The sequence below is a fragment of the Sphingomonas sp. genome (assembly GCF_036387535.1).
Taxonomy (GTDB): domain Bacteria; phylum Pseudomonadota; class Alphaproteobacteria; order Sphingomonadales; family Sphingomonadaceae; genus Sphingomonas_R.
Genome location: NZ_DASVTO010000025.1, coordinates 22,758 through 35,757 on the forward strand (window position 1 = coordinate 22,758; position 13,000 = coordinate 35,757).

The 13,000-nt window shown below is 66.3% G+C and carries 12 protein-coding genes; 6 read left to right on the forward strand and 6 right to left on the reverse strand.

The window, feature by feature from the left end; translation table 11 throughout:
• Nucleotides 1–55 precede the first annotated feature (55 nt).
• Nucleotides 56–1,942: a molecular chaperone HtpG gene (gene htpG / locus VF649_RS02395; RefSeq protein ID WP_331010359.1), complete on the reverse strand. Its 1,887-nt coding sequence runs from the start codon at nucleotides 1,940–1,942 to the stop codon at nucleotides 56–58.
• A 138-nt stretch (nucleotides 1,943–2,080) separates the two neighbouring features.
• Between htpG and VF649_RS02400 the strand changes: the two genes are divergently transcribed.
• From VF649_RS02400 to pncB, 4 genes are read left to right on the forward strand one after another with little or no spacing between them, the layout of a single operon-like run.
• A complete protein-coding gene (locus tag VF649_RS02400) occupies nucleotides 2,081–2,641 on the forward strand; it encodes a hemerythrin domain-containing protein (RefSeq protein WP_331010360.1) in 561 nt (186 codons plus the stop codon).
• On the forward strand, nucleotides 2,641–3,408 hold the full coding sequence (locus tag VF649_RS02405; protein ID WP_331010361.1) for a histidine phosphatase family protein: 768 nt from the start codon (nucleotides 2,641–2,643) through the stop codon (nucleotides 3,406–3,408). The genes VF649_RS02400 and VF649_RS02405 overlap by 1 nt, the downstream gene beginning before the upstream one ends.
• The gene (locus VF649_RS02410) at nucleotides 3,405–4,286 is read left to right on the forward strand and encodes an NAD(P)H-hydrate dehydratase (RefSeq protein ID WP_331010362.1); all 882 of its coding nucleotides are present in this window, start codon (nucleotides 3,405–3,407) and stop codon (nucleotides 4,284–4,286) included. The genes VF649_RS02405 and VF649_RS02410 overlap by 4 nt, the downstream gene beginning before the upstream one ends.
• The gene (pncB, locus tag VF649_RS02415) at nucleotides 4,286–5,590 is read left to right on the forward strand and encodes a nicotinate phosphoribosyltransferase (protein ID WP_331010363.1); all 1,305 of its coding nucleotides are present in this window, start codon (nucleotides 4,286–4,288) and stop codon (nucleotides 5,588–5,590) included. The genes VF649_RS02410 and pncB overlap by 1 nt, the downstream gene beginning before the upstream one ends.
• A gap of 60 nt (nucleotides 5,591–5,650) precedes the next feature.
• Here pncB and VF649_RS02420 read toward each other — a convergent pair whose 3' ends face one another.
• A complete protein-coding gene (locus VF649_RS02420; protein WP_331010364.1) occupies nucleotides 5,651–6,745 on the reverse strand; it encodes an SDR family oxidoreductase in 1,095 nt (364 codons plus the stop codon).
• A gap of 97 nt (nucleotides 6,746–6,842) precedes the next feature.
• On the opposite strand from VF649_RS02420, the gene VF649_RS02425 reads away from it, so the two are divergent.
• A complete protein-coding gene (locus VF649_RS02425; RefSeq protein WP_331010365.1) occupies nucleotides 6,843–8,156 on the forward strand; it encodes a cytochrome P450 in 1,314 nt (437 codons plus the stop codon).
• Nucleotides 8,157–8,182: 26 nt separating this feature from the next.
• Here the strand turns inward: VF649_RS02425 and cyoD are convergent, their stop codons facing one another.
• Genes cyoD through cyoA form a run of 4 tightly spaced genes read right to left on the reverse strand, consistent with a single transcriptional unit; the run spans nucleotide 8,183 to nucleotide 12,205 of the window.
• Nucleotides 8,183–8,578, reverse strand: coding sequence for a cytochrome o ubiquinol oxidase subunit IV (cyoD, locus tag VF649_RS02430; protein ID WP_331010366.1), 396 nt, complete (start codon nucleotides 8,576–8,578; stop codon nucleotides 8,183–8,185).
• On the reverse strand, nucleotides 8,575–9,279 hold the full coding sequence (gene cyoC, locus VF649_RS02435) for a cytochrome o ubiquinol oxidase subunit III (protein ID WP_331010367.1): 705 nt from the start codon (nucleotides 9,277–9,279) through the stop codon (nucleotides 8,575–8,577). Before cyoC ends, cyoD begins: the two co-directional genes overlap by 4 nt.
• Complete coding sequence (locus VF649_RS02440) at nucleotides 9,276–11,285, reverse strand: cbb3-type cytochrome c oxidase subunit I (protein WP_331010395.1); 2,010 nt, start codon at nucleotides 11,283–11,285, stop codon at nucleotides 9,276–9,278. Before VF649_RS02440 ends, cyoC begins: the two co-directional genes overlap by 4 nt.
• A gap of 2 nt (nucleotides 11,286–11,287) precedes the next feature.
• The gene (cyoA, locus tag VF649_RS02445; RefSeq protein ID WP_331010368.1) at nucleotides 11,288–12,205 is read right to left on the reverse strand and encodes a ubiquinol oxidase subunit II; all 918 of its coding nucleotides are present in this window, start codon (nucleotides 12,203–12,205) and stop codon (nucleotides 11,288–11,290) included.
• Between the two features lie 231 nt (nucleotides 12,206–12,436).
• Between cyoA and VF649_RS02450 the strand changes: the two genes are divergently transcribed.
• Nucleotides 12,437–12,976, forward strand: coding sequence for a hypothetical protein (locus VF649_RS02450; RefSeq protein ID WP_331010369.1), 540 nt, complete (start codon nucleotides 12,437–12,439; stop codon nucleotides 12,974–12,976).
• The last annotated feature ends 24 nt before the right edge of the window (nucleotides 12,977–13,000 follow it).

Here is a 13,000-nt window from a genome sequence, read left to right on the forward strand (position 1 = left end):
CGAACAGCGAACCCAAAAGACGGGGCGATGCTTCGGCGTCGCCCCGTCTTGCGTGTCAGCCGGTGGCGCGGCCAAGGACGCGGGCGAGGCGCGCGGAGAAGGCGCGTGGATCGGCCGGCGTTTCCCCATCCGCGATCCGGGCTTCGTCGAACAGCAGATGCGCGGCATCCTCGCGGAAGCTCCGGTCGGCATCGCCCAGTCCGCTGAGCCGCGCGATCAGATCATGACGCGGGTTGATTTCCAGCACCGGCCTGGCCGCGGCCGGCAGGCGCCCGGCACCGGCGAGCAGCTTTTCAAGCTGGCGATCCATGCCATGTTCGGGCGCGACCAGGCAGACCGCGCTTTCGGTCAGCCGTTCGGACGCGCGGACATCGGACACCGCGTCCCCGAGGGTCGCCTTGACGAAATCGATGAAGCCGCTGACCTCCGGTGTCGTCTCGGTCGCTGGCGCTTCGCCGTCGACCAGCGGGATCAGGCCGAGGTCGGCGAGCCCTTGCGTGATCGACTTGAACGGCTTGCCATCATGGTCGATGCCCGACGTGACCCAGAAGCTGTCGACCTGGTCGGTGAGCAGCAGCACCTCGATCCCGCGCGCGCGAAATCCCTCCAGCTGGGGCGAGCCGGCAAGGCGATCGAGATCTGCGCCGGTCGCGTAGTAGATCGCGGTCTGATTGTCCTTCAAATCGGCGACATAGTCCTTCAGCGATCGCCAGGCGCGGGTATCACGCGTGGTGCGGAAGCGGGCAAGACCAAGCAGCGTCTCGCGCCGGGCATAATCCTCGTACAGCCCTTCCTTCAGGACGGCACCGAAATTGTCCCATACCTTGGCATAGGCGTCGGCATCCTTTTCGGCGAGCTTGTCGAGTTCGGACAATATGCGGTTGGTCACGCCTTTCTGGATGGCGGCGAGTACCGGGCTTTCCTGGATCATCTCCCGCGACAGGTTGAGCGGGAGATCCGCCGAGTCCGCCAGCCCGCGCACGAACCGCAGGTAGCGCGGCACGATCTGCGCCTCGTCGGTGATGAAGACGCGGCGGACATAGAGCTTCATCCGGCCGGTGCGATCCGGATCGAACAGGTCGAACGGCTTGGTTTCCGGAATGAAGGCCAGCACCGCATATTCGTGCCGCCCCTCGGCGCGGTAGTGCAGCGTCAGGGCGGGCTGATCGAATTGTCCCGCCACGCTGCGGTAGAAGTCGGTATACTCGTCCGGCGTGATGTCCGCCTTCGGCCGGGTCCAGAGCGCGGCGCCGTCGCCGATCTGGCGCGGTTCGGCGTCGGGCTTGTCGCACAGGAAGACCGCGACGGGCACATGCCCCGACTGATCCTTGACCGTGCGTTCGATGGTGAACGGCTCGGTATAGGACGTCGCATCCTCCTTCAGGTGCAGCACGACGCGGGTGCCGCGCGCCGGTGCTTCGGCCGGATCGGCGGCAGCAATCGTATAGGTCCCGAGCCCGTCCGACGACCAGCGCGCGGCGGTGTCCCCGCCGGCGCGACGGGATATCACATCGACGCGGTCAGCGACCATGAAGGCGGAATAGAAGCCGACGCCGAACTGCCCGATCAGCTGGCTGCCCTCTGCCTCTTTGCTGGCGGCAATGCGTTCCATGAACCCCTTGGTTCCGGAGCGCGCGATCGTGCCGAGCGCGTCCATCATCTCGGCTTCGTCCATGCCGATGCCGTTATCCTCGATCGTCATCCGGCGTGCGTCCGGATCGAGGGTCAGCGTGATCCGGGGCTGCGCATCGTCGCCGAGCAGCGTCGGATCGGCGATCCCCTCATAGCGCAGCTTCTCGCACGCATCGGCCGCGTTCGAGATCAGTTCGCGCAGGAACACGTCCTTGTCCGAATAGACCGAATGCACCATCAGATGCAGCAGCTTGGCGACATCGGCTTCGAACGCGCGGGTTTGGGGTGCGGTGTCGGTGGCGGCGGTCATGGCGGTCTCGTTGATCCTCCGGAATGATGATGGGCCGCGAGATGGCAGAGCGAAATCATGCTTTCAAGAGCGCCGGTCAATCGGAACGTGTGTGGCCGTGCACTGTTGTAGAAACAGGCACTTGGCAGGAGCGACATCATGGCGACCGCGACGATTTCTTCGAACACCACCCGCAACGTGGCGATCGGCGCGGCGGGGGTGGCGGCCGGGTTGCTCGCCAACGTCCTGCGCAAGGCGGCGATCCAGGCGCCGACGATGATCGCGGGCAGCTGGGACCAGGCGCTGGCGGCGGAGCACAAGGCGGCGCTCGGCATCTTCGACCTGATCCAGAAGACGTCCGACCGGCAGACCGGGCGTCGGTCGATGCTGCTGATGCAGTTGAAGCATGCCATCGGCAAGCACGCATTCCAGGAAGAAAATACGGTGTACGCGATGATGCGGGACCAGGGTTTTTCCGAGGCGGCCGACCACCTGAATCACGAGCATGGCTATGTGAAACAGTATTTCTTCGACCTGACCGAGATGGCGAAGAATGATCCCGCCTGGTTGCCGAAGGTCAACGAATTCCGGTCGATGATCGAGACGCACATGCGGGAGGAAGAGGACGAGCTGTTCCCGAAGATCCGCGCCAAACTGAGCGATGCGGAGAACAAGCATCTGACCGTCGCGATGAACAAGGAAGGCCTGAAGCTCGCCTGATGGCCGCGTTGCACTGGCCGGAGCGACTCTGGATCGCCCGGCACGGCGAGAGTGCGGGCAATGTCGCCCGCGATGTGGCGATGGCGGCGGCAGCGGAACGGATCACGCTGACCGGGCGCGATGTCGACGTCCCGCTGTCGCCGCAAGGCGAGGAGCAGGCGCGCGGGCTGGGCGCATGGTTCGCGGGGTTCGACGCAGCCGACCAGCCGGACGTTCTGCTGACATCTCCCTATGCGCGCGCGGCGGCAACGGCGCGGCTGTTTCAAGCCGCGGGCGGGTGCGATCCCGATCTGGTCCCTTGCCTGGACGAACGGCTGCGCGAAAAGGAATTCGGCATTCTGGACGGCCTGACCACCCGCGGGATCGCAGCGCAGGAGCCGGGGCAGGCGGAGATGCGGCGACTGCTTGGCAAATTCTATCATCGGCCACCGGGCGGCGAGAGCTGGTGCGACGTGATCCTGCGGCTGCGGTCGCTGATGGACAGCGTCGCGCTGCACCATGGGGGCGGGCGCGTCATGATCGTCGCGCATCAGGTGGTGGTGCTGTGCCTGCGGTACATCATCGAAGGGCTGAGCGAGGCCGAGATCCTGGCGATCGATCATGCCGGCGACGTGGCCAATTGTTCGGTTACCGAATATCGGATCGACCGGCAGCCGGGGGAGCAGCCGAAGCTGGCCTTGGTCCGCTATAACGCGGTCGCCGCGGTTGCGGACAGCGATGCGCCGGTGACGTCCGCGCCCGACCGGACGGCGGCGGCCCGGGGGTGAGCGCGCGGATCGAGATCGATGCGGCGTGGCGGGCGGCAAACCCGCTGTCCCCGCCATCCGGCGAAATCAGCAAGAATGATCGCGGGCGCGTGCTGGCGATCGGTGGCGCGCGCAGCGTGCCGGGCGCGATCCTGTTGACGGGCGAGGCGGCACTTCGCGTCGGGGCGGGCAAGGTGCGGATGGCCACGATCCGCGACGCGGCGCTGGCGGTCGGGATCGCGTTTCCGGAGGCTGCGGTGGTCGCGCTCGATGAGGATGCGGACGGAGAAATCGGCGGCGATCCGCAAAGCGCGCTGTCGGCATCACTGAAGACCAGCGATGCGGTGGTCGCAGGACCGGGTATGGGCGGAAAGCAGGCCGCCGCGCGGCTGGTCCGCGCGCTGGCCGCCGACCCCGATGGCGAACGGATGCTGGTGCTGGATGCGGCTGCGGTCGCCTGTGCGGGCCCGTTGTGCGATCTGCTCGGCGGCTATGGCGGGCGACTGGTGCTGACGCCGCATCTGGGTGAGATGGCGGCGTTGGCGGGGTGCGACATCGATCGGGTGGCGGCGGATCCGGATGGGATCGCCACGCGGATCGCGGCGCAGTTCGCCGCGGTCGTCGTGTTGAAGGGCGCGCAAACGGTGATCGCCGCGCCCGATGGTACGCTGCTGCATTATGCGGGCGGCGGTGTCGGGCTGGGCACCGGCGGGTCGGGCGACGTGCTGGCCGGCGCGGTGGCAGGGCTGCTGTCGCGCGGCGTGGATCCGCTGGCCGCCGCCGGCTGGGGCGTGTGGCTGCACGGCGAGGCGGGGCGGGCGCTGGCGGTCCGGCACGGCACGGTCGGGTTCCTGGCGCGCGAACTGCTGCCGGAACTGCCGCGGCTGTTGCCACGCTGATGCCGATCACCGACATCGCGACGCGAACCTGGGATCATGGGTGGCGGCTCGATCCAATCGTGCGCAGCCTGCTCGACACGGATTTCTACAAGCTGTTGATGCTGCAGATGATCCGGCATCTGTATCCGGATGTCGAGACGACCTTCTCACTGATCAACCGGACGAAGACGGTGCGGCTGGCCGAGGTGATCGACGAGGGCGAATTGCGCGCCCAGCTTGATCATGCGCGCGCGGTGCGGTTCAGCAAGAAGGAACTGATCTGGCTGGCGGGGAACAGTTTTTATGGCCAGAGCCGGATGTTTGCGCCCGGATTCATCGCCTGGCTCGCGGATTTCCAGTTGCCGCCCTATGCGCTGCGCACGATCGACGGGCAATATGAGCTGCAGTTCTCCGGCCCATGGACCCATGCCAGCATGTGGGAGATCCCGGCGCTGGCGATCATCAACGAACTGCGATCACGCGCGGCGCTGAAGGGCAAGGGACGGTTCGAACTGGATGTGCTGTACGCCCGCGGCAAGGCCAAATTGTGGGACAAGGTGGAGCGGCTGCGCGCGATGCCGGATCTGGTGCTGTCGGATTTCGGAACCCGGCGGCGGCATGGCTTTCTGTGGCAACGCTGGTGCGTGGAGGCGTTGAAGGAGGGGCTGGGCGCACGTTTTATCGGGACGTCGAACGTATTGCTGGCGATGGATGCCGATCTGGAGGCGATCGGTACCAACGCCCATGAACTGCCGATGGTGCTGGCGGCGCTGGCGGACAGCGACGCCGCGGTGGCTGCAGCCCCGTATCGCGTGCTGGAAGATTGGCAACGGCATTATGGCGGCAACCTGCTGGTGGTGTTGCCCGATGCGTTCGGTACCGCCGCCTTTCTGCGGCATGCGCCCGATTGGGTGGCGGACTGGACCGGGTTCCGCCCCGACAGCGCGCCGCCGATCCCCGCGGGCGAGGCGATCATCGCGTGGTGGCAGGCGCATGGCCGCGACCCGCGGGAGAAGCTGCTGATCTTTTCCGACGGGATGGATGTGGATTCGATCGAGCGGACCTATCGCCATTTCGCGGGCCGGGTGCGAATGAGCTTCGGCTGGGGCACCAACCTGACCAACGACTTTCGGGGCTGCGACCCTGCCGGCGGGTCGGGGCTCGATCCGATCTCGCTGGTTGCCAAGGTCATCCGCGCCGACGGGCGGCCGGCGGTCAAGCTGTCCGACAATGCCGCAAAGGCGAGCGGCGACCCCGAAACCCTGGCCCGTTACCGCCGGATCTTCGGGACCGAAGGGATCGAGGCTCGCGCGACGACAGTGTGACGACAACGGTGTGACGACGACGGTGTGACGACGACGGTGTGACGCGGCTGCGGCGGGACGTCAGGCCAATATCGTGACCTGTGCTTCCTCGACGACGATCTTGTCCGACACGACGTCCCATTGAGATGCGGTTTCGTCCATGCGGTTTCGGCGGATCAGGACGGTGGCGAGCGCGCCGGCACCCAGCAGGGCGGCGGCGGTGGCCATGGGCCGCTTCGTCGCCGCCACATAGACGCTGCGATTGCGGAGCAGATGTGGTTCATGAGTGCCACGTTCATGGCCACCATAGCCCGGTTCGAACAAGGCGCGCTGGTGATCGTCATCGGACCTGCGGGTGCGCGACTGATGCGAGCTGTACATCAGCGTCTTCATGATGCGGTCGGTCAGCCGTGGGGCGACGGCACCGAACACGGCCGCGAACTTGGCCTGCGCCCCGACGAACATGTCGCGTTTCGGGTGCGCAGCGCACCACAGGATCGCTTCCGCCACGGCTTCGGGTGGATAGATCATGCCACGATGTACCGGCTGCATCGGCATGTAGTTGCCCGCATGTTCATTGTAGGGCGTGTCGATCCGCCCGGGATGGATGAGCGACACCGAGATCGGCCAGCCTTCGTGTTCGATCTCCTGCCGGAGCGCGCCGGTGAACCCGTGGACCGCGAACTTGGCCGAGGCGTAGCTGCTCTGCACCGCCGGAGCCTTGTCGCCGAAGAAGCTGCCGACATTGACGATCGCGCCGGGCTTGCCCGCGTCGCGGAAGTGACGGACCGCGGCCAGCGCGCCATGGACCTGCCCCCAATAGGTGGTTTCGAACATCCGGCGCCAGTCGGCGATCGGTACGTCCCAGGTCTGCCCGAAGATCGAGATGCCGGCATTGTTGACCCAGGTATCGAACCCGCCGAACCGCTGCTGCGCGGTCGCGACCACCTGTGCGACGTCTGCTTCGCGCCCGACATCGCAGACGGCATAGGCGGCGCGGCCGCCCTGCTCAACGATCTCGTCGACCAGCATGCGCAGGGCCGCCTCGTTCCGCGCCGCCACGACGACCGCCGCACCGCGCCGGGCCGCCATCCGTGCGGTGACCAGCCCGATCCCACTGCTGGCGCCGGTGATGACGACGACCTGGTCCTTCAACGGCTTCAACGGGTTCGCCATGGTGCGTCCTTTCTGACCTATATCAATATCGTATTGATATCGTTGTTTTATATTCGCACCGACACAACGATTCGCCGCGATATGGGTTCATGACACCATGACCCAGATCGCATCTTCCGCCCGCTGCGACGCCCTGCCGCGGATGACCGCAACCGAAACCGCAACGGTCCTGCTAGCGGTGGGCGGGCCGTTGCTGGCGAAGGGCGTGATTGTACGGCGGCCGTGGGTGGTGCGGCTGTTGCAGGCGACCGGTGCGGAGCAGGCGAGCGTAAGGCGGTTGCAGGATCTGCGGCGGCGCTACGGCGAGGGGCCGGTGTTGCTGCGCCTGCCGATGCGCGCGCTGGCCGTGATCCTGTCGCCGGGGGATCTACGGCGCGTGCTGGAGGCGACGCCGACGCCGTTCGAGACGGACAGCCGCGAAAAACATGCGGCGCTCGCCCATTTCGAACCGCGCGGGTCATTGATTTCGCGCGGGGCGGATCGGCGCGAGCGGCGCCGGTTCAACGAACGCGTGCTGGAAACCGGCTGTCCGCTGCACGGCCTGACGGACCGGTTCCGCGCCGTGGTGGCGGAGGAATGTCGGCCGTTGTCCGCAGAACCGACGCTGCCGTGGGGTGCGTTCAAGGCGGGCTGGTTCCGGATCGTGCGACGTTGCGTGTTCGGCGATGCCGCGCGCGACGATACCCCGCTGACCGATACGCTGATCCGCCTGCGCGGGGATGCCAACTGGGCATTTCTGAAGCCGCGGCGCCGCGTTCTGGAGGCGCAGTTCCGGTCCCGCGTCGCCGCCTACCTGCATGCGCCGGAGCCAGGGACACTGGCCGCGCTGGTGCGGGAGCGGGCAACGCCGCGCGCCGCGCCGGTGGATCAGATCGGCCAATGGCTGTTCGCATTCGACGCGGCCGGGATCGCGACGTTTCGCGCGCTGGCGGTGCTGGCGTCCGACGACCGCCTGATGCAGCGCGCGCGGCAGGACTCGGCGCCGGACTTTGCCTATCTGCGCGCGGTGGTGCTGGAATCGGTCCGGCTATGGCCGACCACGCCCGCGATCCTGCGTGAAACCGATGCCGAAACCACATGGCACGGCGCGACCATGGCCAAAGGCACCGGCCTGTTGATCCATGTGCCCTTCTTCCACCGCGATGATGAACGGCTGCCGTTCGCGCACCGGTTTGCGCCGGATCTGTGGATGGACGGGACTGCGGCGCAGTGGCCGCTGGTGCCGTTCAGCGGCGGTCCCGGGGAATGCCCGGCAAAGGATCTGGTGCTGCTGCTCGGCAGTCTGGCGCTGTCGATACTGATCCGCGAGAATTGGCGGCTACCCAAGGGCCGGACGCTCGATGCCGAGACGTTGCCGCCGACCTTCGATCAGTTCTCGCTCACGCTCTTGCGGGAGGGTACGATAGCCTGAAGGCAGCGGCGCGCCGCTGCCCGCGATCACCGCATATGCTGCATCATCTCGCCCGGAGACATCTGCATCCCGTGATCGAGATGTGTCATGATCCAGATCGACCCGAGGATGACCAGCAGCACGATCATCACGCCGAAGGCGAGCGCGACGACATTGTTGGTGTTGTCCGGCCCGGTGGTGACATGCAGGAAGAAGACGAGGTGGACGCCCATCTGCGCCACCGCGAGCACGACGATCCCCGCCGGCACCGCCGGACCCCAGACGAGGTCGGTGGATGCGATCCAGAAGGAAGCCGCGGTCAGCAGTGCCGCCATCAGGAGCCCGAGCGTGTAGCCGCGCGCACCCTTGGCGAGTTCGTGGTCATGCGGAATCTCCTCGCCCGGCGCGGCGTCGTGGACGTCATGATGGGTGTGCTTGCTCATGATCCGCTTCCCAGAAGATAGACGATCGAGAACACGCCCACCCAGATGATGTCGAGCGCGTGCCAGAACAGATTGAAGCATAGCAGCCGGCGCTGGACGTTCGGGCGGAAGCCCTTGAGCTGGATCTGCGCCATCATCGTCGCCAGCCACAGCAGGCCGACCGCGACATGCAGCCCGTGCAGCCCGACCAGTGCGAAGAAGCCCGACAGGAACGCACTGCGTTGCGGGCCCGCGCCTTCGGCGACCAGTTCGACAAACTCCTGGATCTCGATCCCGAGGAACAGGAGCCCGAGCAGCCCGGTGACGGCAAGCCAGAACTGGGTCGCGCCCCGATTTTCGCGCGCCGCCGCGATGCTGCCGAGACCGCAGCTGTAACTGGACAGCAGCAGGCAGACCGTTTCCAGCGCGACCCGCCCGCGACCGAAGATTTCGGCACCGGTCGGTCCGCCCGCGGTGCGATGCGCCAGCACGGCATAGGCGGCGAAGAAGCCGGAAAACATGATGATGTCGGACAGCAGGTAAATCCAGAAGCCGTAGCCGACGATGGTCCGTTTCGATGCGGGGCCGCCTTCGCCGTGCCCGGTCGGTTCGTGGCCGTGGCCACCACCCGAACCATGATGCGGATCACGCCGGCCAAGCGCATAGGGATCGTGCGCCGTGCCGTGCCCACCATGGCCGCCGGCCGTGGTCGACGCGCTCATGCCGTCACCCCGTCGCGGGCGGCAAGCCATGCCTGACGCGCCGCGCGGCGGGCGCGGTCGATCCGCGCCACCTCCTCGGCCGGGATCTCATATTCCTCTTCATCCCGCCACGCGAACAGCACGAAGGTGGCGTAGGCCCCGACGAAGCCCAGCCCGGCCAGCCACCAGATATGCCAGATCAGCGCGAACCCGATCAGCGTGGAGAAGAAGGCGGTCACGATCCCGGTCGGCGAGTTGCGTGGCATCTCGATCGGTTCATAGACGGGTTCGGGCCCCAGCCGTTGCGCTTCGATCGCGCGCTGCTTGATGCCCCAATAGACTTCTTCGCCGTGCACGTCGGGTTCGACCGCGAAGTTGAACGCAGGCGGCGGCGACGGAGTCGACCATTCCAGGCTGCGTCCGTCCCACGGATCGCCGGTGACGTCGCGCAACCGATCGCGATCCCGGATGCTGACGAACAGCTGGATGACCTGTGCGGCAACGCCCACCATCATGAAGCCCACGCCGCCAAGCGCGACGTGCAGCCACGGCACCCATTCCTGGACCTCCACATGCTGCAGCCGGCGGGTCATCCCCTCCAGCCCCACGACATACAGCGCGCCGAACGTGAGCGCGAAGCCGATCAGCGATGGCCAGAAGGCGATCTTGCCCCAGGTTTCGTCCAGCTGAAACCCGAACGCCTTGGGGAACCAGAAGGTGTAGCCGGCGAATGCGCCGAACACGACGCCGCCGACGATCACATTGTGGAAATGCGCGACCAGGAACATGGAGTTGTGCAGCATGAAATCCGCCGGCGGAACCGCCAGCAGCACGCCGGTCATGCCGCCGATCACGAAGGTCACCATGAACGCCAGCGACCAGAGCATCGGCGTGGGGAAGCGGACGCGGCCGCCATACATGGTGAACAGCCAATTGTAGATCTTCACGCCCGTGCCGACCGCGATGATCGACGTGGCGATCCCGAAGGCCGCGTTGACGTCCGCCCCGGCGCCCATGGTGAAGAAATGGTGCAACCACACCAGGAACGACACGACGACGATGAACAGCGTCGCGGCCACCATCGACCGATATCCGAACAGCGGCTTGCCCGAAAACGTGGAAAATACCTCGGAGAAGATGCCGAAGGCGGGCAGGATCAGGATGTAGACTTCCGGATGGCCCCAGGCCCAGATGAGGTTGACGAACATCATCATGTTGCCGCCGGCTTCATTGGTGAAGAAGTGGAAGCCGGCGTAGCGATCGAGCGTCAGCATCGCGAGCGTCGCGGTCAGGATCGGGAAGGCGGCGACGATCAGCATGTTGGAGCCGAGCGACGTCCAGCAGAACATCGGCATGCGCAGATAGGACATGCCGGGCGCACGCATCTTCAGGATGGTGGTGACCAGGTTGACCCCGGACATCAATGTGCCCACGCCGGATATCTGGACCGCCCACAGATAATAATCGACCCCGACGCCCGGCGAGTAGGTCGTTTCGCTGAGTGGGGCATAAGGCAGCCAGCCGGTGCGCGCGAATTCGCCGATCACCAGGCTGACATTCACCAGCAGCGCACCCGCGGCAGTCAGCCAGAAGCTGACCGAGTTCAGCGTCGGGAACGCCACGTCGCGCACGCCGAGTTGCAGCGGCACGACGAAGTTCATCAGGCCGATCACGAACGGCATCGCGCCGAAGAAGATCATGATCGTGCCGTGCGCCGAAAAGATCTGATCATAATGTTCGGGCGGCAGATAGCCCTGTGCCCCGCCGACTGCCATCGACTGCTGCGTCCGCATCATGATCGCGTCGACGAAGCCGCGGATCAGCATCACCAGCGCGAGCATGGTGTACATGACGCCGATCCGCTTGTGATCGACGCTGGTGATCCATTCGTGCCACAGATAGGGGAACAATCCCTTGCGGCCGACCCAAACGAACGTGCCGAGCAGGGCCAGCAGCACGACGCCGGCGGCGACGAGCGGGATGGGCTGATCGAACGGGATCGCCGACCAGTCGAGTTTTCCGAGCATCATCAGGTCTCCGGCGGGCGGGGCGAAACATGCGGGTCGCCGTCCCGACCCTGTTGCGGCCCGGGCGCAGGCGACAGGCGTTGCAGGACGATTGCGTCGAACAGGCGCGGCTGGACCGCACCATAGACCCGTGCCGGGTCGTTCTGGCTTTGCCGGGCGAGCATGGCATAGGCGGTGGTATCGAGCGCGGCTCCGCGCCTCCGCGCTTGTGTCGCCCAGGCCGCGAATTGCGCCGGCGGAAGCGCACGCACCGGAAAATTCATGTCGGAAAAACCGTCGCCGCTGAAATGGGCGGATTGCCCATAGACCGTGCCCGGCCGATCCGCGCGCAGGTGGAGTTCGGTCTCCATTCCGTTCATGGTGTAGATCATCGAACCGAGCCGCGGCACGAAGAAGGTGTTCATGACGCTGGCGGATGTCAGCCGAAAGTGCACCGGCGTGCCCACCGGCAGCACCAGCATGTTGACGGTGGCGATCCCCTGCTGCGGATAGATGAACAACCATTTCCAGTCGAGCGAGACGACCTGCACCTCCATCGGCGCACCATTGCCGGCGGTGGGCGCGATCGGGCGGCGCGGATCGAGATCGTGGCTGCCGACCCAGATCACGCCACCCAGGAACAGGATGACGAGGATCGGGATCGACCAGACGATCATTTCGACGCGGCCGGAATAGACGAAATCCGGACGGTAGCGCGCACGGTCGTTGCCCGCCCGGAACCACCAGGCAAAGGCCAGCGTGGCAATGATGGTCGGCACCACGATCGCCAGCATGATGGTGAGCGCGTTCAACAGGATCGTGCGGTTGGCCGCCGCGATCGGCCCGGCGGGCGCGAGGATGCTGGCGGGCGCGCAGCCGATCAGGGCGATCGGCAGCATGGCCGCGAGCCGGCGGATCAGGACGCGGGGCGCGTTCGGCATCGGTTCGGCGTCATGGCAGGTTCCCCGGAACCGGATCGTGTCGCCCAAGCAGGCCACCGAACCGGAGTATCGCGAGCAGGGTCAACGTCCGCTTCTGGAAAGGGTTCACCCAAGATATTGGTAATGCAGGATAATAACCTGGGTCAGCGCATCGCCGCGGGCATCCGAACGTAGGTGATTGCGGGGTCGTCGGAATGGGTGGAGCAGGAGCGTCGATCAGAGGAAGACGCGATGTCAGACCATAAAACCGACGGCCGCGTCTATGGCGGACCGGATGCAGCGGATAAGCAAGGCGCGCAACCGGAGGGGCTGCGCGGCGAACGCGTCGATGCGGCAACCAGCCGCCCGGAATTGCGGCACGCCGGTGCCGGACTGGCCGGCGGTGCGGTAATCGAGGAGATGTCGGGCGTCGCCTATGTCGAGGTGATCGGCACCGCCGGCCGCGGTCCAGAGCCGGTGGTGGACAATGCTGTTCCGGCGGAGCGACCGCGCAGCCACCCCATGCTGTTGCTGGCGGTGTTCGCGACCGGGCTCTGGCTGGGGTCGCGGCGGCGGTCACGGCCGGCGGTGGCGATGATCGTGGAGCAGCGCGGTGCGCCGCCCGCCTTTGCCACCATGATCACGGATCCCGCCAATTTCGACCAGACGCGCGACGCCGGGCCGGATCACATGCGCGATGCCGGCCGTGCGCGGTGGGATGTGGTCGATGAGGGATCCGACGAATCCTTCCCGGCCAGCGACCCGCCCTCCTATTCACGCCCGGAACGCTAAGGCAGGCGCGGCGGTTCTTGTCCC

Coding starts and splice junctions, on each gene's coding strand:
- htpG (WP_331010359.1), bottom strand. CDS start 1,942: ATGACCGCCGCCACCGACACCGCACCCCAAACCCGCGCGTTCGAAGCC.
- VF649_RS02400 (WP_331010360.1), top strand. CDS start 2,081: ATGGCGACCGCGACGATTTCTTCGAACACCACCCGCAACGTGGCGATC.
- VF649_RS02405 (WP_331010361.1), top strand. CDS start 2,641: ATGGCCGCGTTGCACTGGCCGGAGCGACTCTGGATCGCCCGGCACGGC.
- pncB (WP_331010363.1), top strand. CDS start 4,286: ATGCCGATCACCGACATCGCGACGCGAACCTGGGATCATGGGTGGCGG.
- VF649_RS02420 (WP_331010364.1), bottom strand. CDS start 6,745: ATGGCGAACCCGTTGAAGCCGTTGAAGGACCAGGTCGTCGTCATCACC.
- VF649_RS02425 (WP_331010365.1), top strand. CDS start 6,843: ATGACCCAGATCGCATCTTCCGCCCGCTGCGACGCCCTGCCGCGGATG.
- cyoD (WP_331010366.1), bottom strand. CDS start 8,578: ATGAGCAAGCACACCCATCATGACGTCCACGACGCCGCGCCGGGCGAG.
- cyoC (WP_331010367.1), bottom strand. CDS start 9,279: ATGAGCGCGTCGACCACGGCCGGCGGCCATGGTGGGCACGGCACGGCG.
- VF649_RS02440 (WP_331010395.1), bottom strand. CDS start 11,285: ATGCTCGGAAAACTCGACTGGTCGGCGATCCCGTTCGATCAGCCCATC.
- cyoA (WP_331010368.1), bottom strand. CDS start 12,205: ATGCCGAACGCGCCCCGCGTCCTGATCCGCCGGCTCGCGGCCATGCTG.
- VF649_RS02450 (WP_331010369.1), top strand. CDS start 12,437: ATGTCAGACCATAAAACCGACGGCCGCGTCTATGGCGGACCGGATGCA.